Source organism: Porphyrobacter sp. SLTP (assembly GCF_009905735.1).
Taxonomy (GTDB): domain Bacteria; phylum Pseudomonadota; class Alphaproteobacteria; order Sphingomonadales; family Sphingomonadaceae; genus Erythrobacter.
Window position 1 is genome coordinate 212,616 of the sequence record NZ_JAAALE010000004.1, and the last position, 22,292, is coordinate 234,907.

General features: G+C 64.8%; 26 protein-coding genes. 13 read left to right on the top strand and 13 right to left on the bottom strand.

Annotated features, from left to right (window positions below):
* Positions 1 to 31 precede the first annotated feature (31 nt).
* From GVM20_RS05230 to GVM20_RS05240, 3 genes are read right to left on the bottom strand one after another with little or no spacing between them, the layout of a single operon-like run.
* Entirely contained in the window at positions 32 to 1,165 is a 1,134-nt protein-coding gene (locus GVM20_RS05230; protein WP_166546222.1) for a hypothetical protein, read from the bottom strand.
* Entirely contained in the window at positions 1,162 to 2,718 is a 1,557-nt protein-coding gene (ubiB, locus tag GVM20_RS05235) for a 2-polyprenylphenol 6-hydroxylase (protein WP_166546223.1), read from the bottom strand. The genes GVM20_RS05230 and ubiB overlap by 4 nt, the downstream gene beginning before the upstream one ends.
* A 4-nt stretch (positions 2,719 to 2,722) precedes the next feature.
* Positions 2,723 to 3,478 (bottom strand): class I SAM-dependent methyltransferase, encoded by a 756-nt coding sequence (locus GVM20_RS05240; protein ID WP_166546224.1) that lies wholly within the window; start codon positions 3,476 to 3,478, stop codon positions 2,723 to 2,725.
* A 56-nt stretch (positions 3,479 to 3,534) separates the two neighbouring features.
* On the opposite strand from GVM20_RS05240, the gene mutM reads away from it, so the two are divergent.
* From mutM to GVM20_RS05265, 5 genes are all read left to right on the top strand, one after another.
* Positions 3,535 to 4,350: a bifunctional DNA-formamidopyrimidine glycosylase/DNA-(apurinic or apyrimidinic site) lyase gene (gene mutM / locus GVM20_RS05245; RefSeq protein ID WP_166546225.1), complete on the top strand. Its 816-nt coding sequence runs from the start codon at positions 3,535 to 3,537 to the stop codon at positions 4,348 to 4,350.
* Positions 4,351 to 4,502: 152 nt separating this feature from the next.
* A complete protein-coding gene (gene rpsT, locus GVM20_RS05250) occupies positions 4,503 to 4,763 on the top strand; it encodes a 30S ribosomal protein S20 (protein WP_160759329.1) in 261 nt (86 codons plus the stop codon).
* 517 nt (positions 4,764 to 5,280) lie between these two features.
* A complete protein-coding gene (gene dnaA, locus GVM20_RS05255) occupies positions 5,281 to 6,684 on the top strand; it encodes a chromosomal replication initiator protein DnaA (protein ID WP_166546271.1) in 1,404 nt (467 codons plus the stop codon).
* Between the two features lie 111 nt (positions 6,685 to 6,795).
* A complete protein-coding gene (locus GVM20_RS05260; protein WP_166546226.1) occupies positions 6,796 to 7,218 on the top strand; it encodes a DUF983 domain-containing protein in 423 nt (140 codons plus the stop codon).
* Positions 7,215 to 7,979, top strand: a complete 765-nt coding sequence (locus GVM20_RS05265; protein WP_166546227.1) for a HesA/MoeB/ThiF family protein — start codon at positions 7,215 to 7,217, stop codon at positions 7,977 to 7,979. Before GVM20_RS05260 ends, GVM20_RS05265 begins: the two co-directional genes overlap by 4 nt.
* On the opposite strand, the gene GVM20_RS05270 is transcribed toward GVM20_RS05265, so the two are convergent.
* Together GVM20_RS05270 and GVM20_RS05275 are read right to left on the bottom strand one after the other, a co-directional pair.
* A complete protein-coding gene (locus tag GVM20_RS05270) occupies positions 7,976 to 8,314 on the bottom strand; it encodes a GFA family protein (RefSeq protein WP_166546228.1) in 339 nt (112 codons plus the stop codon). The two genes, GVM20_RS05265 and GVM20_RS05270, sit on opposite strands and share 4 nt — an antisense overlap.
* A complete protein-coding gene (locus GVM20_RS05275) occupies positions 8,311 to 9,009 on the bottom strand; it encodes an NAD-dependent deacylase (RefSeq protein WP_166546229.1) in 699 nt (232 codons plus the stop codon). Before GVM20_RS05275 ends, GVM20_RS05270 begins: the two co-directional genes overlap by 4 nt.
* A 120-nt stretch (positions 9,010 to 9,129) precedes the next feature.
* On the opposite strand from GVM20_RS05275, the gene dapB reads away from it, so the two are divergent.
* From dapB to GVM20_RS05300, 5 genes are all read left to right on the top strand, one after another.
* Positions 9,130 to 9,858: a 4-hydroxy-tetrahydrodipicolinate reductase gene (gene dapB / locus GVM20_RS05280; RefSeq protein WP_166546230.1), complete on the top strand. Its 729-nt coding sequence runs from the start codon at positions 9,130 to 9,132 to the stop codon at positions 9,856 to 9,858.
* A gap of 72 nt (positions 9,859 to 9,930) precedes the next feature.
* On the top strand, positions 9,931 to 11,103 hold the full coding sequence (locus GVM20_RS05285) for a M48 family metallopeptidase (protein WP_166546231.1): 1,173 nt from the start codon (positions 9,931 to 9,933) through the stop codon (positions 11,101 to 11,103).
* Complete coding sequence (gene nth, locus GVM20_RS05290) at positions 11,100 to 11,741, top strand: endonuclease III (protein WP_166546232.1); 642 nt, start codon at positions 11,100 to 11,102, stop codon at positions 11,739 to 11,741. The genes GVM20_RS05285 and nth overlap by 4 nt, the downstream gene beginning before the upstream one ends.
* 101 nt (positions 11,742 to 11,842) lie before the next feature.
* A complete protein-coding gene (locus GVM20_RS05295) occupies positions 11,843 to 12,430 on the top strand; it encodes a thermonuclease family protein (protein ID WP_166546233.1) in 588 nt (195 codons plus the stop codon).
* A gap of 69 nt (positions 12,431 to 12,499) precedes the next feature.
* On the top strand, positions 12,500 to 12,913 hold the full coding sequence (locus GVM20_RS05300; RefSeq protein WP_166546234.1) for a hypothetical protein: 414 nt from the start codon (positions 12,500 to 12,502) through the stop codon (positions 12,911 to 12,913).
* A gap of 16 nt (positions 12,914 to 12,929) precedes the next feature.
* Here GVM20_RS05300 and GVM20_RS05305 read toward each other — a convergent pair whose 3' ends face one another.
* Both GVM20_RS05305 and dapE read right to left on the bottom strand, forming a co-directional pair.
* Positions 12,930 to 14,261, bottom strand: a complete 1,332-nt coding sequence (locus tag GVM20_RS05305) for a dicarboxylate/amino acid:cation symporter (RefSeq protein WP_166546235.1) — start codon at positions 14,259 to 14,261, stop codon at positions 12,930 to 12,932.
* Between the two features lie 34 nt (positions 14,262 to 14,295).
* Complete coding sequence (dapE, locus tag GVM20_RS05310; RefSeq protein WP_166546272.1) at positions 14,296 to 15,447, bottom strand: succinyl-diaminopimelate desuccinylase; 1,152 nt, start codon at positions 15,445 to 15,447, stop codon at positions 14,296 to 14,298.
* A gap of 29 nt (positions 15,448 to 15,476) precedes the next feature.
* Here dapE and GVM20_RS05315 point away from each other — a divergent pair, with 29 nt between their 5' ends.
* Both GVM20_RS05315 and GVM20_RS05320 read left to right on the top strand, forming a co-directional pair.
* Positions 15,477 to 15,944, top strand: a complete 468-nt coding sequence (locus tag GVM20_RS05315; protein WP_166546236.1) for a cupin domain-containing protein — start codon at positions 15,477 to 15,479, stop codon at positions 15,942 to 15,944.
* The gene (locus tag GVM20_RS05320; RefSeq protein ID WP_353653109.1) at positions 15,941 to 16,552 is read left to right on the top strand and encodes a LysE family translocator; all 612 of its coding nucleotides are present in this window, start codon (positions 15,941 to 15,943) and stop codon (positions 16,550 to 16,552) included. The genes GVM20_RS05315 and GVM20_RS05320 overlap by 4 nt, the downstream gene beginning before the upstream one ends.
* Here GVM20_RS05320 and GVM20_RS05325 read toward each other — a convergent pair.
* Both GVM20_RS05325 and GVM20_RS05330 read right to left on the bottom strand, forming a co-directional pair.
* A complete protein-coding gene (locus GVM20_RS05325; RefSeq protein ID WP_166546237.1) occupies positions 16,549 to 17,430 on the bottom strand; it encodes a S1/P1 nuclease in 882 nt (293 codons plus the stop codon). The genes GVM20_RS05320 and GVM20_RS05325 overlap by 4 nt on opposite strands.
* On the bottom strand, positions 17,427 to 18,089 hold the full coding sequence (locus GVM20_RS05330) for a glutathione S-transferase family protein (protein WP_166546238.1): 663 nt from the start codon (positions 18,087 to 18,089) through the stop codon (positions 17,427 to 17,429). Before GVM20_RS05330 ends, GVM20_RS05325 begins: the two co-directional genes overlap by 4 nt.
* Positions 18,090 to 18,200: 111 nt before the next feature.
* Here GVM20_RS05330 and GVM20_RS05335 point away from each other — a divergent pair, with 111 nt between their 5' ends.
* Complete coding sequence (locus GVM20_RS05335) at positions 18,201 to 18,620, top strand: VOC family protein (protein ID WP_166546239.1); 420 nt, start codon at positions 18,201 to 18,203, stop codon at positions 18,618 to 18,620.
* Positions 18,621 to 18,710: 90 nt separating this feature from the next.
* Here GVM20_RS05335 and GVM20_RS05340 read toward each other — a convergent pair whose 3' ends face one another.
* The 4 genes from GVM20_RS05340 to yidD form a co-directional block, all read right to left on the bottom strand.
* Positions 18,711 to 19,010: a hypothetical protein gene (locus GVM20_RS05340; RefSeq protein ID WP_166546240.1), complete on the bottom strand. Its 300-nt coding sequence runs from the start codon at positions 19,008 to 19,010 to the stop codon at positions 18,711 to 18,713.
* Positions 19,011 to 19,536: 526 nt separating this feature from the next.
* Positions 19,537 to 20,217, bottom strand: a complete 681-nt coding sequence (gene yihA / locus GVM20_RS05345) for a ribosome biogenesis GTP-binding protein YihA/YsxC (RefSeq protein WP_353653110.1) — start codon at positions 20,215 to 20,217, stop codon at positions 19,537 to 19,539.
* Between the two features lie 4 nt (positions 20,218 to 20,221).
* Complete coding sequence (gene yidC, locus GVM20_RS05350; protein ID WP_166546241.1) at positions 20,222 to 21,979, bottom strand: membrane protein insertase YidC; 1,758 nt, start codon at positions 21,977 to 21,979, stop codon at positions 20,222 to 20,224.
* Positions 21,980 to 22,061: 82 nt separating this feature from the next.
* Positions 22,062 to 22,271, bottom strand: a complete 210-nt coding sequence (gene yidD / locus GVM20_RS05355) for a membrane protein insertion efficiency factor YidD (protein WP_166546242.1) — start codon at positions 22,269 to 22,271, stop codon at positions 22,062 to 22,064.
* Between the last annotated feature and the right edge of the window lie 21 nt (positions 22,272 to 22,292).

Here is a 22,292-nt window from a genome sequence, read left to right on the forward strand (position 1 = left end):
TAATGCACGCAACACCCTTCGCAAAGCTTGGTTAAGTTTGCCTTGATGCCCGCCCCGCCGCGCCTTGGAAAAGTTCAAATAGCCCGCGCGGGGCAAAAGCGAGACCGATGCCATAGGCCGGTAACGCCAATTGTACCCAGTAGAAATTCTCCGGCCGGGCAAACAGCGCCATCATGGTGAACAGGCCAGCAAACCACAGCAGCGCAAACACCCCGATCCGCCCGCGAATGGCCGCCCAGCCGATCAGCGGCAGGATCGCCAGGGGTGCCGCAAGTGCGACCGGCAAGAGCCGCAGTCCGGTGAGGTGCGCCAGCGCGGACAGGGGGAGGCGATAGCCTGCCAGCGCGCTCCACCCCTGCGAGGCCAGATCACCCGGCAATCGTCCAGCTTCGACCGCCGCGAAATGCAGCGCCATCCCGCCTGCGAACAACGCCAGCAGCGCCGCCACGGCGCCAGCCTCGCGCCATCGTTGCTCCGCCAGCGCGAAGGCCAGCCATAGCAGCACGAAGGGCGCTGCCAGTTCGCGCACGGCCAACGCCAGCGCCGCCGCCAGCAAGGCAGGCCACCAGCGCGCGCGGCGATAGAGCAGCAGCGCCAGTGTCAGGCACAGACCCGCGGAAAAATCTTGGTCCAGCCCTGCGACCGGGTTCAGCGCCGCAGCCCCGCCCAGCGCCAGCAGCACGCTCGCTCCCAGCCGCTCGGGCCACGCGGCGAGCGGCGTCTCCCGGCGATTGAGCGCCCACAGACACGCCAGCACCAAGGCCAGCTGCGCATAGCGCACGCCATCCACCCCAATCAGCGCTTGCAGCAGCGCCAGCGTCGGCAGGCGCACCGCGACAAAGGGGCGGGTCGGGTAATTGCTGGCGCGCTGTTCATCCATGGCGGCCGCGTAATAGCCCTCGCCCGCCGTCACGCGCGCAGCGATGCGGGCGTAGAGCGCCATGTCACCCTTGGCCCGGTCTAGCGGATTTGGGCTTGTGGCAGGCGCGGCGGTGACAGGCGCGCGCTCAGGCTGATCACCCGGCGCGGTCGCCAATACGCTCCACCCCATCGCGCCAGCCAGCAGCGCCAACACCAGCCCCGCCGCCCAGCGCGGCAGATGCGCGAACGGACGGCCAAGCGCGTCCCACCGCTGCGTGAGCGATGGGCAGGCGTCCAGCCTCATCCGATCCAGCCGAGCGCCATTGCCCCCCACAGAGCGCCCGCGCCAGCAAGGCCCGAAAGGACGTAGCCAAGCCAGCCACGGCCCTCACGCTTGTCGGTAATGAGCGGGATATGCGGCAGCGGCGGCGCTTCGGGCGCGCCGCCCTTGGGCGGGTACTTCTCCTCCAGCCGCCGGATCAGGCCGGGAAGGCGCAGCAGAGTCTCGGTATCGGTCTTGAGCCGATCCGCCAGCGCGGCTTCCGGGCCGAGCTCGTCGCGAATCCAGCTGCGCACATAGGGCGCGGCGGTGTCCCACATATTGATGTCGGGATTGAGCTGGGTAGCGATGCCTTCGACCATCACCATGGTCTTTTGCAGCAGCAGCAGGTGCGGCTGGGTCTGCATGTCGAAATCGCGGGTGATCGCAAACAGCCCGTCGAGCATCTGCCCGACGCTCAGCTCCTTCACCGGCTTGCCGCGCATCGGCTCACCCACGGCGCGCAGCGCGGTCGCGAATTCGCCGACCGAGTGGTAACTCGGCACATATTGCGCTTCGAAATGGATTTCGGCGACGCGCTGGTAATTGCCCGTGGTCAGCCCGTAGAGAATCTCCGCCAGCCACTGCCGCGCGCGCCGGTCGATCCGGCCCATGATGCCGAAATCGATGGCGACGATGGTGCCGTCATCCTCCACGAACAGGTTGCCCTGGTGCATGTCGGCATGGAAGAACCCGGCGCTGATCGCTTGGGTGAGGAAGCTGATCACCAGCTTTTCCGACAGTGCGGCGAAATCATGCCCGCGCGTCCGCAACTCGTCGACGCGGCTGATTTTGATACCGTCGATCCATTCGATGGTCATCACCCGGCCGTTGGTGCGATCCCAGTCGATGCCGGGGATGCGGTAGCCGGAGACGCCCGCCATCTGCTCGGCGAGTTCGGAGGCCGAAGCCGCCTCACGCCTGAGGTCGAGTTCGGAATTGGTCCAGCGCTTGAAATTGGCGATGGTGAGACGCGGACGCAGGCGCGAGAACTCCCCGCCCATCGCCTCGACATGGGCCGCGGCCCATTCATAGGTGGTGATGTCGCGGGCGAATTTCTCGCGGATGCCCGGGCGCAGCACCTTGACCGCGACCTTCCGGCCCTCGGTGGTGACGGCCTTGTGGACCTGCGCAATCGACGCCGCGCCGACAGGTTCCGGGTCGATTTCGCTGAACAGCTTCTCGATCGGCTGTCCGAAGCTCGATTCGATCGCCGCCTTGATCTGCGCAAACGGCACCGGCGGCAGGGAGTCCTGCAAGCTGAGGAGATTGTTCGCCGCTTCCTCACCCACCAGATCGGGGCGCGTGGCCAGCGATTGCCCCAGCTTGATCGCCGCCGGCCCGATGGCGCGGAACGCCCCCGCATAATCGCGCGGGCCGTTCTTGCCCGTCAGCGTCGCCAACCGCGCGAGCCGCACTAACTGGCGCAGGGCGACGGGCGCATTGGGATCATTCTCGATCCCCACCAGCGCGCGGCGGCGGGCCAGCGTCACGCCCCAGCGGGCGAGGCGGATCAGGTGGACGGCAGAGGTGGTCACGTCCCTAGATCTTCCACCCCGAATGGATCGCCACCAGCCCGCCCATGATCGGTTCGACCTTGGTGTTCGCAAAGCCCGCGCTGCGGATCATCTGTTCGAACGCGGGCATCGGCGGGAACTTGCGGATCGATTCGGCGAGATAGCGGTAGGAATCCGCGTCTCCGGCAATCGCCTGCCCCATGCGCGGCAGCAGATGTTCGGAGTAGATATCGTAGGCCTCCTTCAGCCCCGACCATTCGACGGTCGAGAACTCAAGACAGAAGAACCGCCCGCCAGGGCGCAGCACGCGCAGCGCTTCGGCCAGCGCGCGGTCGATATGGGTCACGTTCCGGATGCCGAAGGCGATGGTGTAGGCATCGAAGGTGTTCGACGCGAAGCTCACCTGTTCGGCGTTCTGGCAAGTGAAGACGAGGCTGCCGTCCTCTTCGTCAAACCCGCGTTCCAGCGCACGCTCGGCCCCCACGTCGAGCATGTCCTGATTGATATCAGCCACCGTGATGTGCGCCCCGCGCGCCGCCATGCGGAAAGCGATGTCGCCAGTGCCGCCCGCCATGTCGAGAATCTGTTCGCCCGGCTGCGGCTTCACGCGCTTCACGAAGCGGTCCTTCCACAGCCGGTGCATCCCGCCCGACATCGCATCATTCATGATGTCGTATTTGCGCGCGACGCTGGAGAAGACCTCGCCGACCTTGCGGGTCTTTTCTTCCGGAGTGACCTGGGTGTAGCCGAAGGAGACGGTGTCGTCAGTGCTCTGTGTCATGCCCGGCTCCCTAGAGACAATTGCCGCCCGCGCAAAGGGTGTTAGAGGGAGGCCCAATGCCTGAGCTCCCTGAAGTCGAAACAACCGTCCGCGGCCTTGCAAAGTTCCTTGAGGGCGAACGGATCACCCGCGTCGTCTTGAACCGCGCCGATCTGCGCCGCCCCTTCCCCGCAGATCTGGTCCAGGTGATGACCGGCGCAACGGTCAGCACGCTCTCGCGCCGCGCCAAATACGGGCTGATGCATCTTGATCGCGGGGCGACGATGATCTTCCACCTCGGCATGAGCGGGCGGTGGCGGATCGACCCGGAAACGCCCGAGACGCATGATCACCTGCTGCTGGAGACCGCGCATCACCGTTTCGCCCTGTGCGATCCGCGCCGATTCGGCTCGGTCGATCTGGTGGAGACCGGCGCGCTCGACCTCTGGCCGCAATTCGCCGCGCTCGGGCCGGAGCCACTGGGCCCGGGGCTGAGTGTCAGTCATCTGAAGGCGGCCCTGCAAGGCAAGACCCAGTCGATCAAGCTGTGCCTGCTCGATCAGCGGATCGTGGCCGGGCTCGGCAATATCTACGTCTGCGAGGCGCTGTGGCGCTCCGGCATTCATCCCACCAAACAGGCGGGCAAGGTGACGCAGGCCCAGTTGGCGCGGCTGGTGCCCGCCATCGTGGCGGTGCTCGAAGCCTCGATCCGCGACGGCGGCTCGACCTTGCGTGACTATGCCGCGCCGAGCGGCGAGCTGGGCTATTTCGCCAGCAGTTTTGACGTTTATGGGCGCGACGGCCAGCCATGCCGCCGCGATGATGGCGGAGTGATCGCGCGCATTGCGCAGGGCGGACGCAGCACCTGGTTCTGCCCAGTGTGCCAGAAGTAAGGGAGAATCGTTGACCTTCGGAGCAGTTCTGACTATGCGCGCTGCTTTCCGGCGGTTGGGCCCTGCGTCCGCTCGCCCGTTTTCGAGCAAACCGTCACCAATTTCTCGGCTGCCTCAAGCGGCCTGAACCAAACGCGAGACAGACACGAATTATGGCAAACACGCCGCAAGCCAAGAAGCGCATCCGTCGCAACACCGCCCGCGCCGAAATCAACGGTGCGCGCATCAGCCGCATCCGCAGCTTCATCAAGAAGGTCGAATCGGCCTGTGAAGCCGGTGACAAGGAAGCAGCTGCGGTTGCGCTCAAGGCGGCTCAGCCGGAAATGGCCCGCGGCGTTGCTCGCGGCGTGCTGCACAAGAACACCGTGGCCCGCAAGCTCTCGCGCCTGACGCGCCGAGTCGCCACTCTCTGATTCGATTCGTCGCGCTTTCGCCTTTCATGCTGCGGCATGAAAGACGGGATGCCGGGGCCTCGCAAACCGATCGGGCCGCGCTCAACGAGCGCGGCCCGTTTCGTTTGCGACAAACGCAACCGTCCCGATGACAGAAATGTCAGGATTCACCACGATTCGCGGGTTGAGGCTCGGGATTTCGTAGGAAAAACAGGCACTTCAACGCAAGTCTGCGGGTCAGCGGTGAGTCAACAGGATTATTTCACTTTTTTTAAAAGTCCTCGCTTGCGCAAAAGGCCGCAGAGTTCTTTAGATCAGTTCCACCCGGCGCGGGACAGCCCGGGTGCTTTTACAACTTGGCCGACAGGGGGGAACTCCGGAATCCGCGATTCCGGGGCTGGGAAGGTTAAGCCTGTCGCATCGGGAAGAAAAGGTCTGTGAGCCGCACGGCTCGGCAGGCTAAGTTTGAATTGGGGAAGAGCTTGTGCACAGGACTGACAAGGCGCGGACGGGTGGCCGCCAGGCCGATGAACATCTGATGGAAGACTCCGAAGCTGTAAATCTCGCCGCAGATTGGTCCGATATCAGTCAGGGCTTGCGCAAGGATCTGGGCCATCAGCTGCACAGCCAGTGGATCAAGCCGATCCAGCTTGGCGCACTGAACCGCGAGACCGGCGCGCTCGATCTTTACCTTCCGACCGAATTTTCGGCCAACTGGGTGCGGGACCGCTTCCATGACCGGCTTCAGCTCGCCTGGAGCATTGCGCGCAGCGAAGTGCGCAAGGTCAATATTGTGGTCCACCCCGGCCGCCGCCAGCTGCCCGACCTGCGCCTCGACGATGGCCGCCGCCCCGCCAATGATGGCGCGAGCGCGATTGCCTTGGCCGCGGGCGCGATGGGTGATGCGAACTTCACCTCTTCGGTCGGGCTCGATCCGTCACTGACCTTCGCCGCCTTCGTCACTGGTGAGGCCAATATCCTCGCTTGCAACGCAGCGCAGCGCATGGCCGCAGTGGAGCAGCCGCAATTCTCGCCCCTGTACCTCAAGGCGGCGACCGGACAGGGCAAGACCCACCTGCTCCACGCGATCGGCCACGCCTATTTGCAGACCCACCCGCGGGCGCGCATCTTCTATTGCTCAGCCGAGCGGTTCATGGTCGAATTCGTCCAGGCGCTGAAGTCCAGCCAGACGATTGAGTTCAAGGCTCGGCTGCGCAGCTTTGACCTGCTGCTGGTCGACGACATCCAGTTCATCATCGGCAAGGCGAGCGCGCAGGAAGAACTGCTCTACACGATCGACGCGCTGCTGGCCGAAGGGAAGCGGCTGGTCTTCGCCGCCGACCGCGCTCCGCAGGCGCTGGACGGGGTCGAGCCGCGACTGCTCTCACGCCTGTCGATGGGGCTGGTGGCTGACATTCAGCCCGCCGATATCGAACTGCGCAAGAAGATCCTCGTCTCCAAGCTGACCCGCTTTGCCCCGCTGAATGTGCCCGAAGATGTGGTCGATTTTCTCGCCCGCACCATCACCCGCAACATTCGCGAGCTGGTCGGCGGCCTCAACAAGCTGATCGCCTATGCCCAGCTGACCGGGCAGGATGTGTCGTTGCAGCTCGCCGAAGAGCAGTTGACCGATATCCTTTCCGCCAACCGCCGCCGGATCACCATCGACGAAATCCAGCGCACCGTCTGCCAGTTCTACCGCATTGACCGTTCGGAAATGAGCAGCAAGCGCCGCGCCCGCGCCGTGGTGCGCCCGCGGCAGGTGGCGATGTATCTCTCCAAGGTGCTCACCCCGCGCAGCTACCCCGAAATCGGACGCAAGTTCGGCGGGCGCGATCATTCCACCGTGATCCACGCGGTGCGCCTGATCGAAGACCTGCGCCAGCGCGACGCCGATATGGATGGCGATGTGAGGAGCCTGCTGCGTCAGCTTGAAAGCTGAGGCAACTAGAGTCAGTTCGCCCACAATCTGCCCAGCCTTTGCACTGCACTTTCGACAGGCCTGTCCACAGACCTGTCGACAGGCGGTGCACAGGTTGTAAACAGCCTGTCCATGCCGTCTCAGCGCCTTTCTCCCGACCTGATCGACCTGCCCAAGGGCTGGGTTTCCGCACTGGTGCGAGGGCTGCGCGGCAAGTGCCCGCGCTGCGGAGAAGCGGCGCTGTTCCGCAAATGGCTCAAGCCGGTCGACCGCTGTCCGCATTGTCGGCAGGACTGGTCCGTCCAGCAGGCCGACGACTTTCCCGCCTATATCGGCATCTTCGTGGTCGGCCACCTGCTCGCGCCGGTGGTGATCGCGATGATCGGGACCTTCGGGATGAGCGCATGGCTGACCTTGGCGATCATTCTGCCGGTGGCGATCGTCCTGCTGCTTGTCACGCTCCAGCCGACCAAGGGCGGCGTGATTGGCTTTCTGTGGTGGCACGGCATTGGCGCATTCAAGGCCGAGCGTCGCGCAGTGGATGACAAGTCATGAGCCTGTCATCCGCCCGGCTTGACCGTTTTGCCCGGCATATCGTGCTGCCCGAAGTCGGCGGTGCGGGACAGGTGCGGCTCGCGGGCGCGCAGGTCGCGGTGATCGGGCTCGGCGGGATCGGAAGCCCGGCGCTGCAATATCTCGCGGCGAGCGGGATTGGGCGACTCGCGCTGGTCGACAATGACGTGGTAGATGTCTCGAACCTCCAGCGCCAGACGATCTTCACCACCCGCGATGTCGGTTACGGCAAGGCAGTCTCGGCCCGGCGCTGGCTCGCCAATTTCGACGATTCGCTAAGCGTCGACGTGTCCGACGCGCGGATCACGGCTGACAACGCCGCCAGCCTGATCGCAGGCGCCGATGTGGTGCTGGATGGCACCGATAACTTCGCAACGCGCCTCGCCGTATCGGACGCCTGCGTCGCGGCAGGTATCCCCCTGCTGTCCGCCGCCGTGGGCCGGTTTCAGGGTCAGGTCGCCGCCTTCGCAGGCCACTTGCCCGGCGCGGCCTGCTACCGCTGCTTCGTCGGCGATGCCTTCGATGCTGAGGATTGCGACACCTGCGCGGATGACGGGATGCTCGGCGCAATGGCAGGCTGGGTGGGCACCTTTGCGGCACTCCAAGCGGTCAAGGTGCTGCTGGCGGGCGTGAGTGGGTTGGGCGACCCGGGCTGGGGCAAGCTGCACATCCTCGACGGGCTTGAGCCGGGTATGCGCACAATCCGGATCGCAAAAGACGCGACCTGCAAGGGCTGCGGCTAAAAGCTGGCCCCGTCGACCAACGTCCGGGGCAGGCCCTGCCACAGCGCGGGATCGAACATCCTTAGATTGACGCCCATTCTGCGATATTCCGGATCGATTGCAGTCCAGTGTGTGGTGCATCCACAGACACCGCAATGCCAAGTCGTGAGCGTGCGATCTCCATGGGAATAGCCGATCGCTTCTCCTGTGATCGTTACAACGTCAGGCGAGCAATAATGCCAGAGGCCGGCTATCCGGCGACAGATCGAGCAGTTGCATTCGCTCACATCGGTGGGCTGATCGCGCAGCTGCAAAGAGATCGCGCCGCAGTGGCATGTGCCCTCGTGCGCGGTCATTGCAAAACCTCCTCGACCCACGCTGGCACCACCACGCTCGCCGGGCCGAGGCGCGTTTCGTGGAACATCCGCGAGCCCTCGCTCGGCTCGAGATTGAGTTCCAGCGTGCGCGCCCCGGCCGCTCGCGCTTCCTGCACGAAGCCCGCCGCGGGATAGACCGCGCCTGATGTGCCGATGCTCACGAACAGATCACAGGTCTCGATCGCCTGATAGATCCGGCCCATCTGATAGGGCATCTCGCCGAACCACACGACATCGGGGCGCAGGGTCGGCGCGCGGCAGACGGGACATGGCGGGCGCTCGATCATGGTGCCATGCCACGGCGAGCGGGTCTCGCAGGACTGGCACAGTGCGCTCTTCAATTCTCCGTGCATGTGCAGCACCCGCGCCGAACCGCCACGTTCGTGCAAGTCATCGACGTTCTGGGTGATCAGCAGCAGCTGGCCGGCAAATTCCCGCTCCAGCCGCGCGAGCGCCGCGTGCGCCGGGTTCGGCTCAACCACCGCCAAGGCCGCGCGGCGCATGTCGTAGAAGTTCAGCACCAGATCGGGGTTGCGGGCAAAGCCTTCGGGGGTGGCGACGTCTTCGACCCGGTGCTGTTCCCACAGCCCTCCGGCCGAGCGGAAGGTGTCGATCCCGCTCTCGGCAGAAATCCCTGCGCCGGTGAGGATGACGATGCTGCGGGTTGCCGCCATGTCTTTCCCTTGTCGTCACCCTGAACTTGTTTCAGGGTCCATCGCTCAACGAGCTCAGCTTCCACCTAGACGCGGGATGGATGCTGAAACAAGTTCAGCATGACGAAGTAGGGGTAAGAGATGCTGCAATTCGGGGTGATCGGGCACAAGGGCCGCATGGGGCACGCGCTCGAAGCGGCGATTGCCGACGCGGGCCACGTGCTGTGCGTGGGTGTGGATGCAGGGGGCAGCATTGGGCCCTATGCGAGCCAATGCGACGTGCTGGTCGATTTCTCTGCGCCCGAGGCGCTGGCGGCGAATCTTGGCGCGGCGCGGGTGGCGGGCAAGCCGATTGTGGTGGGCACCACCGGGCTTGAAGAACAACATTTCGTCATGCTTGCCGAGGCCGCACAGGCCGTGCCGGTGCTGCAATCAGGCAACTTCTCCTTGGGCGTGACGCTGATGGCGCATCTGGTGCGGGAGGCAGCTGCGCGACTCGGGCCGGACTGGGATATCGAGGTGCTGGAGATGCACCACCGCATGAAGGTCGATGCACCGTCCGGCACCGCCAAGCTGCTGGGCGAAGCGGCGGCGGCGGGGCGCGGGATCGTGCTCAGCGACAACATGGAAAGCGGCCGCCACGGGATGACGGGCGCGCGGGCCGAGGGCGCAATCGGCTTCGCCACCTTGCGCGGCGGCACGGTGGCGGGCGAGCATTCGGTGATCTTTGCGGGCAGCGAAGAACGCCTGACCCTCTCCCACTCGGCCGAAAACCGCATGATCTTCGCGCGCGGGGCAGTGCGCGCGGGCGCATGGCTCACCGGGCAGAGCGCGGGGCGCTACACCATGAACGACGTGCTCGGGCTCTGAGCCTTGACGGTCATGGCGCACGGCGATTTGCCGGAATAAGACACGCAGATCCACAGGGGAGCGATTAACTTCATGTCCACCACCCTCACCCCCGCGCAACAGGCCGCGCGGCTGGTCGATAGCCTTGGGCCCGATGCGCTCGCACAGGCGCAGGCCTACACCACCGGCAACCACTGGCTGCTGCTGCTGAATGTCGGCGTATCGCTGCTGGTCGCTGTCATCATGGTGCGGCTCAAACTGCTCGACCGGATCGCCGCGCGGATGGAGGGGCGGCGCCTGTCGCTTTCGACCTTCACCGTCAGCGCCGCGTTCCTACTGATTTCGACGCTCATCGCCCTGCCCTGGACCATCTACACCGATTGGTACCGGGAGCGGTCCTATGGTCTGTCCAGCCAGCCGCTCGGCGACTTCCTCGGTCAGATGGCGATCGGGGAACTGATCGGGACGGTGCTGGGCGGGCTGTTCCTTGTCGGGGTCTATGCCCTGATCCGCCGCACCGGCCAGCGCTGGTGGCTGTGGAGCGGCGGGCTCGCGGGCGTGGTGACGCTGCTGGCGCTGCTCGCCGGGCCGCCCCTGATCGAGCCGCTGTTCAACGAATACAAGCCCGTGCCGCCGGGCGAGGTGCGCACTGCGCTGGAGGCAATCGCGGATGATGTCGGCATCCCGCATGATCGCATCTTCATGTATGATGGCTCGCGCCAGTCCGATCGCTTCACCGCCAATGTCTCCGGCATCGGCCCCTCGGCCCGGATCGCGATTTCGGACGTTGCGCTCAAACAGGCCTCGATTGCCGAAGTGCGCGCCGTGACCGGGCACGAGGCCGGGCATTACAAGCTGGGCCATGTGTGGCGCTATGCGGTGATCTTCCCGCTGCTGGCGATGGCGTTCTTCTTCCTGCTGGGCCGCCTGTTCGCTCCCGCCGCCCGATGGCTCGGGAGTGACGCCCGGCTGGACGAACCGCGCGGTCTGCCGGTGTTTGCGGTGGTGGGTTCGGTGCTGGGGCTGCTGGTCACCCCGCTCACCAACACGCTCACCCGCGTGGGCGAGACCGAGTCGGACCAATATTCGCTGATGACCGTGAACGAGCCGGACGCCCTCGCCACCGCCTTGGTGAAGACCGCCGAATATCGCTACCCACGCCCGAGCGCGCTGGAAGAGATGCTGTTCTACACCCACCCCTCGGTCGAGAAGCGCGCTCTTATGGCGATGGAGTGGAAGGCAGCACATCCCAAGGCCGGTGAATGACCAAAGACCAGATCTTCGAATTCTTCCGCCGTCTGGCCGAGGATAACCCCTCGCCCCAGACCGAGCTGGAATATGGCAATGCCTATCAGCTGCTCGTCGCCGTGGCATTGAGCGCGCAGGCGACCGATGTCGGGGTGAACAAGGCGACCCGCGCGCTGTTCGCCAAGGTCGAAACGCCGCAGCAGATGCTCGATCTGGGCGAGGACGGGCTGAAGGAGCACATCAAGACCATCGGCCTGTTCAACTCCAAGGCCAAGAACGTCATCGCGCTTTCGCAGATCCTCGTCGATGAACATGGCGGCGAGGTGCCCGATACGCGCGAGGCGCTGGTGAAGCTCCCCGGCGTGGGGCGGAAAACGGCTAATGTGGTGCTCAATTGCTGGTTCGGGCAGGAGACCTTCGCGGTCGACACCCACATCTTCCGCCTCGGCAACCGCACCGGCATGGCCAAGGGCAAGACCCCCGATCATGTCGAAGCGAAGCTCGAAAAGCGCGTGCCCCAGCCCTTCCGCCGGGATTCGCACCATTGGATGATCCTGCACGGCCGCTATGTTTGCAAGGCGCGGCAACCGGAATGCTGGCGCTGCAAAGTCGCCGATCTGTGCAGCTTCAAGAAGAAGGTGATGGAGAAGAAATAGAGGTGACGCTTGGCATTGTGGAACCGCAATGCGCGATGATCTAGGCTGATCCAATGGGCCATAAGCGTGACAATCTGGTGGTATTCCGCAGACCGCGTCGGATGTCCCAGCCGCGCGGCTCCAACCAGCGCCCACCCCGACGGCCCGGGCAGCCAAAGCCACCAATGTCGTGGCGGCGAGCCCTGAACGAGACGCGCCCCTTTCTCCTCATTATTGCCCTGGCGACGATTTCCTACATCACTGCGTTACCGGGCGCCTATGAGCCGCCCGCCTTCCTGCAATCGGAACCCGAGCTGATCTCCGGCACATTCACGCGATGCGGCAAGGGCAGAGGATATTACTGCGTGATTGATGGCGACACGTTCCGCATCGGCAAACGCAGCATCAGAGTGGTCGGGATCGATACGGCAGAGGTCGAAGCGGGGTGCCCTGCCGAGGCAGAGCAGGCGGAAATGTCCACCGCTGCCTTGCAATCCTGGCTGAACCGCGGCCCTTTCGAAATGACGGCGCGGATCGATGAGCCGGCCGATCGTTGGGGACGTGAACTGCGCATCGTGAAGCGGATTGAAGCCGACAAGCGCGTGAGCCGTCTTGCCGACTGGATGCAAGCCGAAGGCGGCGCACGCGACTATCTGGGCGGATGGCGTGGAGGATGGTGTAGCGGAGACGGAGAGACACGGGTTCGATAAAGTCGCGCGGATTAAGCCACGGTTCAAGCACGGGGGCGACAATGCCCTCGCTCATTGGAGAAATCTGCCATGCTGTCACGCTGTCTCGCGCTTGCTCCGCTCCCCCTGATCCTCGCCGCCTGCGCGCCGACCGATCCTGCTGCCCGCGCCGATGCCGATGCGGCGCGCACGCCTGCGGTGAAGGTGCTGGGCGCCGGGCAGAACTGCATCAACCGCTCGCAGGTGCGCGCCACCGTGGTGCGCACGGATCAGGTGATCGATTTCGAGATGAACGGCGGCAAGGTCTATCGCAGCACCCTGAAGAACCGCTGCCCCGGCCTCGGCTGGGACCGCGCGATTACTTACGAGACCTCGGTCGATCAGCTGTGCACCCAGCAGATCGTCTATAGCCTCACCAACATCGGCGGCGTGCCGCAACGCGGCGCGGGGTGCTCGCTGGGCGAGTTCGTGCCGGTCGAGTATGTGAAGACAAGCAAGGACTGAGGGCGCGGGCGCCGCTTCAGCGTTTGCCCTCTTCAAAATTGCTCTCGTCCAGTTCCAGCCCTGCGCGGCCATCGGCAGCGGTGTGGGCGGGCGCGTGGGGGTGGTCGACGTAGTCCGGCTCCTCCACCTCCAGCATTCCTTCCCACTTGGTGATCACCGCCGTCGCGACCGCGTTGCCGACCACGTTGGTGGCGGTGCGGCCCATATCGAGGAACTGGTCAATCGCCAGGATAATCGCGACGCCTTCAACCGGCAGGCCGAACATCGCCAGCGTGCCGGTGATCACCACCAGCGACGCGCGCGGGACAGCCGCGATGCCCTTGGACGAGATCATCAGCGTCAGCAGGATCATGATCTGCGTGCCGATGCTGAGATCGATGCCGTAAGCCTGCGCGATGAACAGCGTCGCAAAGCTCATGTACATCATCGAGCCATCGAGATTGAACGAGTAGCCCAGTGGCAGCATGAAGCCCGAGATCCGGCGCGGCACGCCGAAACGGTCGAGCTGTTCGAACAGCTTGGGCAGCGCAGCTTCGGATGACGCCGTCGAAAAAGCGATCAACAGCGGCTGGCGGATGTAGCGGATCAGCGCCCAGATTCGCCGACCGAGGAACACTGCTCCCGCACCGAGCAGGATCACCCACAAGAGCACCAGCGAGAAATAGAACTCGACCAGCAGGGTCAGATAGGTGCCGAGGATCGCCAGCCCGCTCGCCGCGACCACGTTGGCGAGCGCGCCGAAGACCGCGACCGGCGCATATCGCATCACATAGCCGGTGACTTGCAGCATCATCTCGGCCAGCGCATCCGCCCCCGTGACCAGCGCTTTCCCGCGCTCGCCAATGGCCGACAGGGCCACCCCGGCGAAGATCGAGAAGACCAGAATTTGCAGGATGTTGTTGGTCGCCAGCGCCTCGACCGCGTTCTTGGGGAAGATCGAGAGGATGAACTCGGTCGCCTTCAGCTCCTTGACCTCACCCACCGATGCGGCGGCTTCCGCGACGTCGGGGATCGGCGCGCCGATGCCGGGCTGGAACAGATTGACCAGCACCAGACCCAGCCCGATCGAAATGAGGCTGGCGGTGATGAACCACGTGAGCGCGCGCACCCCGATGCGGCCCAGCGCGGCGCTATCGCCCATATGCGCGATGCCGACCACGATGGTCGACAGCACCAGCGGCGCGACCAGCATCTTGATGAGGTTCAGGAAGATGTCGCTCAGCAGCTTGAACCACGGCGCGATCGATTCCTTGATCACCGCCGCATCGACCATCTGGTTCAGCATCTGGCCGACGATCACGCCCAGCACCATGCCGGCGAGAATATAGAGAGTTAGCTTGCGGTCCATGATCTCAGGTTCTCTCCCCTGCGCCGCCGGGGCGCTAGATTTCTGTCTCGGTGAGCGTCAATGCGGCATGCGCGATCCGGGTATAGATGCGCGCCAGCGCTGCCAGATCGGGAATCGCCACCGCCTCGTCACGCTTGTGCATCGTCGCGTTGCACAGGCCAAATTCGATCACCGGGCACACGCTGCGCAGGAACCGCGCGTCCGATGTGCCGCCGGTGGTGCTGAGTTCCGGGGCGATGCCGGTTTCGGCCTCGACCGCCGTGCTCACCAGCGTCGAGAAAGTCCCCGGCTCGGTCAGGAATGGCTCGCCGGAGATGACGGGGCGCGCTTTGCCGCCGTGCTTTTCGGCAATCGCCATGACCCGCTCGGACAGGCTGTGGCCGGTGTGCAGGTCATTGAAGCGGATCGAGATCCGCGCGGCGCCCGCTGCCGGAATCACGTTATGCGCGCGGTTGCCGACATTGATGTCGGTGATTTCGAGGTTGGAGGGCTGGAACCACTTCGTCCCGGTATCGAGCGTCAGCGAGTCCAGCTCGGCCAGAATCGCGACCAGCTTGGGCAGCGGATTATCGGCCAGATGCGGATAGGCGACATGGCCCTGCGTGCCATCGACATCGATAAAGATGTTGACCGAACCGCGCCGCCCGATCTTCACCATATCGCCCAGACGATTGACGCTGGTAGGCTCACCCACAAGGCAAAGGTCGGGCTGAATGCCTTCGGCCTGCATGTAATCGATCAGCGCGCGGGTGCCGTGGAGCGCGGGGCCCTCCTCGTCGCCGGTGATGATGAAGCTGATCGTCCCTGCCTCAGGCGGCACCTCGGCAACCGCGGCGACCATCGCGGCAATCGCACCCTTCATGTCGACCGCGCCGCGCCCGTGGAGCAATTCGCCGCGCTCGACCGGCACGAAGGGATCGGAGGCCCAGCCCTCCCCCGGCGGCACGACGTCGAGGTGTCCGGCAAAGGCGATGTGGCGCGAACCCTCGGGCCCAGCCCGCAGCGCGAACAGGTTTTCGACCGGCGCTTCGTCGCTCCCCTCCGGCCCGTCGCCCCGCACAAAGCGATGGACGGCGAACCCCAAGGGCGTAAGCATCGCTTCCAGTTCATCGAACACTGCGCCAGTCGCGGGCGTCACGGAGGGCGCGGCGATCAGGCGCTTGGCAAGGTCGGCTACGTCAAGCATCATTGCAGGCCTAGCAGGAGTTGCCGCCAATGCCCAAGCTCGATTGTGCCGCCATTCCCCAGACCAACGCGACGGGCTATCCGCCGCCCTTCGATGCCGCGGTCGAGGGGCGCTGGTATCGTCGCCTCGGCCCGCCAGCAGGGCTGACATTGATGGGGGCGAGCCATGTGACGCTGCTGCCGGGCGCCTTCTCCTCGCAGCGCCATTGGCACCACGGGCAGGACGAGCTGGTGGTGATGCTTTCAGGCGAGGCGGTGCTGATCGACGATTCCGGCGAGACCCCAGTGGGCCCCGGCGACATCCTCACCTTCCCCGCCGGCGAGGCCAATGGGCACCACTTGCACAACCGCTCGGACAGCCCGTGTGTCTTCGTCGCCATCAGCGCTGGGGCGCGCGAGGAGGACAGCGGCGAGTACTCCGACATCGACATGGTGTTCGATGCCGAAGGCTATGCCCACAAGGACGGCACCCGTTACGAGACCCAGCGCCTGCCGTGATCGATCTTGTCGGGTTTGCCCTCGCGGTGTTGCTGATCGAGCTGACCCCCGGCCCCAATATGGGCTGGCTGGTCACGCTGACGCTGGCTGAAGGGCGGCGCGCCGGGCTTGACGCGATCATCGGCATTGCACTGGGCCTCAGCGCCAATGCCGCGCTCAGCGTGCTCGCGGCGAGCATTATCCTCGCCCAAGGTCCGGCGCTCTCGCAAGGCGTCTCGCTGCTGGCGGCGGCGATGATGGCGTGGCTGGCGTGGGAGGCGTGGAGGGATGCAGGTGAGAGCTCGCCCACCGCCACACCGCGCCACGCCGACCAGCGTCACGCACTGGCAGGTTTTGCGATCAACCTGCTCAACCCCAAGTCGGCGCTGTTCTTCATCACCGTAATGCCGCAATTCATCCCCGGAGGGCGGCCGAGCTTCGCGCAAGGCCTGACGATGGCGGCGATCAGCGTCGGCATCGCCACCGGGATCCACCTCGCGCTGGTGTTCGGTGCCGAGCAGGCGCGCGGTGTGCTGATGGCCAAGGCCCGCGCGCAAATCGTGCGGCGGGTGCTGGCCATCGCCATGCTGGCGGTTGCCGCGTGGTTCGTGGCCAAGGCCTTCGCCTAGCGGCGCCTTTCGTCTTCAACCACCAAGGGCCCCGGCGCAAAGGCGCTGGTCAGCAGATCGGCGATCCGCACCCCTGCCTGCTGCACCCGCCGCTTGGCGATCGGCACGCCGCGCGCGATGTCCTCCTGACTCAGAGCCGTCTTCTCCGGCAGGGGTGCTGCGCAGACGTCCTGGCTGTCGAAAGCCGTGGGGTAGACGAAGCTGCGCGCGATCTCCCAGCTTTCGCGGCCCCAGTCATCAGGTGCGCCGCCGCCCAGCGCCGCCCGCTCGGCAGGCGCGTAGCGCCGCACCACCGGATCGGCCGGATCGCTGATCGCACGTTCGGCCAGCGGGCCGTCCCAGATCCAATGCAGGTTGAGACCCGGGACGATCCCGTAATCGGCTTCGCGGTCATTGCCCCCGCGATCCTCGTTGTCGCCGGAATGCAGCGGCATGTGCACGTCACCCGCAAAATGGACCATGAAGGCGAGCGCTTCCAGTTGCACCGCTGCGGGCAGACTTTCATCGGCAAGGATGCGGTGTGCGCGGACGATCTGTGCGGTGACGCAATTGCCGCCCGAACAGTTCGCGCGCGGGTTGAACGCCTGACAGATCGGCGCGGTGCGGTAATGCCAAGCGGCGGTGTAGCCCCAGCGCCAGCCCTCCCCGCGCACGCAATCGGCCCAGACAGCGGCGTCAGCCAGAGTGGTGAGCGGGCATTCGGGCGTGCCGAGGTCCTTCTCGCGGGCCAGCAGTACGCGGATCTTGGCGCGCACTTCGGGCGTGACATTGGCCTCGGCGATGCGCGCGGTCTGCTGATGCGCGTAAAAGCCCCAGGCGCTGGCGGGCGCCGGAATCAGCATCAGCACTGCGATCAGCGCCGCGACGAGGCGCCTCATACCGCCGCTTCCCACTGCTCGATTACCCATTCCTCCTGCTCGGCCGCGGTGATCCATTCGCGCATCCAGTCATGCTCCCAGATCGCCTGCATATAGGCCTGCGCGAAACCGGGAACGCCGATCCCATAGGTGACGAAGCGGGTGACGATGGGCGCGTAGAAGATGTCCGCCGCGCCGAAGGTGCCGAACAGGTACGGCCCCGCGCTGCCATGCCGCGCGCGCGCTTCGGCCCACAGCCCGAGGATGCGGACGATATCATGCTTGGTGCCATCCGACAGGCCGGGAAGCTCCACCCGGCGGCGGATGTTCATCGGCAGCTCCTTGCGCAGCGCCTGATAGCCTGAGTGCATTTCCGCGACCATCGCCCGCGCCATCCCGCGCGCAGCTTCATCCTTGGGCCAGAACCGCTCGCGCCCAACCTTGTCCGCGCAATATTCAAGGATCGCGAGGCTATCCCACACCACCGCGTCATCATCCCACAGCACCGGCACCTTGCCGCTGGACGGCTGGACTTCGCCCATGTCCTGCTTGATCCGGTCCCACTCCTCGCCGAGCAGCGGCACGGTGAGTTCGTCAAAATGCAGACCCGATTGCTTGACCGCCAGCCAGCCGCGCAGGCTCCAGCTTGAGTAGTTCTTGTTACCGATGATGAGTTTCATGTCCGCTGCGCTCCACCTTGCCGGGACTGATTATTGGGCCGCCCTAGATATTCAGGCTGGCGCTGTCGAGGCTGAACGGATTAGGACAGAGTGCATTATGGAGACTTGTCGATGAGCCTTGCCCCGTTTCACCTCGCCTTCCCGGTCGACGATCTCGCCGCTGCACGGGCCTTCTACGGCGATGTGATGGGCTGCGCTGAAGGGCGTTCGAGCGAGGAATGGATCGATTTCGATTTCCACGGCCACCAGATCGTCGCCCACCTCGCACCGGGACAGGCAGGCGACCGCGCGAGCAACCATGTCGACGGCCACGGCGTGCCAGTGCCGCATTTCGGGCTGGTGATGGGCATGGCCGAATGGGAAGCGCTGGCTGATCGGCTGCGCGCGGGCGGCGCAGATTTCGTGATCGAACCCACCATCCGCTTCAAAGGCCAGCCAGGCGAGCAGGCGACGATGTTCCTGCGCGATCCATCCGGCAACGCGCTGGAGTTCAAGGCGTTCAAGGATATGGGCAAGCTGTTTGCCAAGTGAGCGGACGGCGGCGGTTCGGGGTGTTCGTCTAAAACCTGCCATTCGTGCGGCATGAAGCCTGGGCGCGTTGCGACACGCCCAGGCTTGCATTCACAGTGCCGACCAGACCAGCAACGCCAGCACGGCAAAGCCGGTGCCGACCAGAATGGTGACCCAAAGCAGATCCGCACCCGTCAATTGGTCGAGATGATCTTTCTTCAGACCTTGATAGCTCACTGCTAGCCGCGGATCGCTGGCGATAAGGCCAACGTCCAGCGCCGAAGCCTCTTTCCGGAACCAGTGCAGAAGGTCTTCAAGGTCGTCGCTGTCGAGCTTTGGGTATTGGGCAAGAAGCGTGATGATACGGTCGCGGCGCCCCGCAAGGGGAGCGCCTTCGTGATTATTTTCCATGAGGACTGTCCTCGTCTTATTGAGCTCTTTGCCTCCCTTGAGAAGGCGATGACGTGAGGCTCAAAAAGCGGGAGGCGCCCGGGGCTGTGCCGGTCGTGCACGGATCGATGGGAGGGGCGGGGCGTGCGACCACGGGAGTCGCCTGAAAATGGCCGTGCTGCCCGGGTGTCTTGGAACGGAGACGTAAAGCGCGCTGTCTGTTGGCGGCCCGGCCGGCTCGGGCTGCACGGCGGCGGGACGCTCAGTCTGGCGAAAACTTGCCAGAACCGCGACGTCATTTGTCGTCGCGCTGAATGCCGAACCACGAACCTGTTCGAAGGCCGTCGCGGGAACAGCCGCATGCATGCTGATCGTAATCAGCAACACAGCCGCCAGCAGGCGAGTGAGAGTTTGGCGAAGGCGCACGAACATCGCGTCAGCCTTCGGGGAGATGGCCGTTACATTGCAAGCCAAAATCGCACGTGTCGGCTCACCACCCGATCTCGGGCATTCATCAGGCGTCAGCAATGGGCCTTGAACGGGCGCTCTACCCCGCCCAGCCCTCACCCAGCGCGTCAGCCACCACGGCCGCTCTCAGCGCCGCGATGCCCATGCCCTTTTCGCTGCTGGTGAGGTGGAGTTCGGGATAGGCGGCGACATGCTTGCGGATCTCGGTGGCGGTCGCTTCAGCGACCTTGTCCAGCTCGCTCGCCTTGATCTTGTCGGTCTTGGTGAGGACGACGCGGTAGCCCACGGCGGCCTCATCGAGCATCTTCATCATCGCGCGGTCGACCTCCTTGATGCCGTGGCGGCTATCGACCAGCACCAGCGTGCGGGCCAGCACCGCGCGGCCGCGCAGGTAGGAGTTAACCAGCGCCTTCCACTTGTCGACCACCTTCACCGGCGCCTTGGCAAAGCCATAGCCCGGCATGTCGACCAGCCGGAACAGGGGCAGCGCGCCTTCTTCCTCCGGGCGACCGACATCGAAGAAGTTCAATTCCTGCGTCCGCCCCGGGGTCACCGAGGCGCGAGCGATGGCCTTGCGACCGGTCAGCGCATTCAGCAGCGAGGATTTGCCCACGTTCGACCGGCCGCAGAACGCAATCTCCGGCACCTCAGGATCGGGCAGGAATTGCAGCTGCGGCGCAGAGCGCAGGAAATCGACCGGCCCTGAAAAGAGCCTGGATGCCGCTTCCTCGCGGGCGATGTAATCTTCCTCGTCGGTCACAGCCCTATCCTGCGTCCTTCTTGTCCGCCGCCGCGGTCGCCGCCTTCAGCTGCGGGTGCTTGGAGTAGAGATAGCTCTGCTGCGCCAGCGTCAGCACGTTCGAGGTCACCCAATACAGCAGCAGACCTGCGGCGAACGGGGCCATCACGAACATCAGGATCCACGGCATGATCGCGAACAGCTGTTGCTGCACGGGGTCCATCGCCGCTGGGTTGAGCTTGAAGGTCAGGTACATGGTGATGCCCAGCAACACTGCCAGCGGCCCGATCGCCAGGAAGCCCATCGGGACTTCATAGGGCAGCATGCCGAACAGGTTGAGGATGTGCGCCGGATCGGGCGCGGACAGATCCTTGATCCACAGGAAGAACGGCTCGTGCCGCATCTCGATCGAGAGGACGAGGACCTTGTAAAGCGCAAAGAAGATCGGGATCTGGATGACAAGCGGCAGACACCCGGCCAGCGGGTTCACCTTCTCGTCCTTGTAGAGCTTCATGATCTCTTGCTGCTGACGCTGCTTGTCGTCCTTGAAGCGCTCCTGAATCTCTTTCATCCGGGGCTGCACGGCCTTCATCTGCGCCATGCTGGAGAACTGCTTCTGCGCCACCGGGAACATCAGCCCGCGGATGATCACCGTGAGCAGAATGATCGCCACACCGAAATTGCCGACCAACCCGTTGAGCGTGCGCAGCAGCCACAGGATCGGCTTTTCGACGATCTCGAACCAGCCCCAGCTGATCGCCTTGCCGAAATAGGTGATGCCGCCATCTTCGTACTTGTCGAGAATCTGGCTGTCCTTGGCCCCTGCATAGAGCCGGGTGGCCTGCGTCAGGGTGCCGCCTGCGGGCACTGTGGACGCGCCGTAGAGCAGATCGGTGCGGAACAGCTTGTTGCCGAGCGAGCGGAAGCCGGCATCGTCAACCGTGACATTGCCCTTGCCGTCGCCCGGAACCAGTGCGGCGAGCCAGTACTGATCGGTAAAGCCGAGCCAGTCCGGCGCGCCTTCAGGCTTTTCGCCACCCAATTCGGCCAGCTCGTCATAGGAATGCGGGTCCCACAGCGTGTCGCCGAACACGCCGACCGGGCCGGAGTGCGAGACATACTGGTCGATCGTCGCATTGGTGCTGGTGCGCTTGATCAGCGCGAAGGGCTGGACGACCGCCGGTGCAGCCCCGGCGTTGGTCACGCTCTGGGTGGCGGCGATCATGTAGTCCTTGTCGATCGCGAACTGGATTCGATAGGTGATTCCGTTCGCATCGGTGCGGGTAAGCGTGACCGGCGTGGTCGGGGTAAGCTTGGTGCCGTCCGCCTGCCACAGCAGGTTGGAAGGCTGACGCGCGCCGCCGCTCACAAAGCCGAATTCGGCAAAATATTGCCCCGGCGTGCCTTCGGGCGCGAACAGGCGAACCGGGCCGGAATCCTTCTTCACCGTTTCGCGGTAATCCTTGAGCACAATGTCATCGATCCGCGCGCCGACGAGATTAATCGACCCTGCAAGGCGCGGCGTGTCGATCGCCACGCGATTGGGGCTGGTGAGTGCGGTCGCAAGGTTGACCTTGCGCGCCGCCGCGGCATCACCGCCAAGGCTGCCTGCGCCTGCTGCGGTGCTCGTCTGAGCGGCGGTGGCGGCAGTCGGCGCGGGCTTGACCGGATCGGCCTGAGCCGAAAGCGCCGCCTCGGGATAGAAGTAGCGCATCCCCACGTCCCACCCGAGAATGAGCAGGCCCGAAAGCACGACAGCGAGCAGAAGATTGCGATTGTCCAAGTGTAAGCCCCGAGAGTGTGCGACGACAGGTGTATTATGGGGTTAAGGCGGTCCCGTTTCCAGACCCCACGGAATTTGCCCCTCAGGGAACGGGATCGTGCCCGTGTCCGCCCCAAGGGTGGCAGCGCATTAGCCGCTTAAATGCCATCCATCCACCCTTGAGCGCACCATACTTGCCAATCGCTTCGATGGCGTATTGGCTGCACGAGGGCGCGTAACGGCAGGTGGGTGGCAAAATGCGCGACGGACCAAGCTGCCAACCGCGCGCGATGAGGATGAGGACCTGCTTCATTTGCGCCCCCCGCCCCGGTTG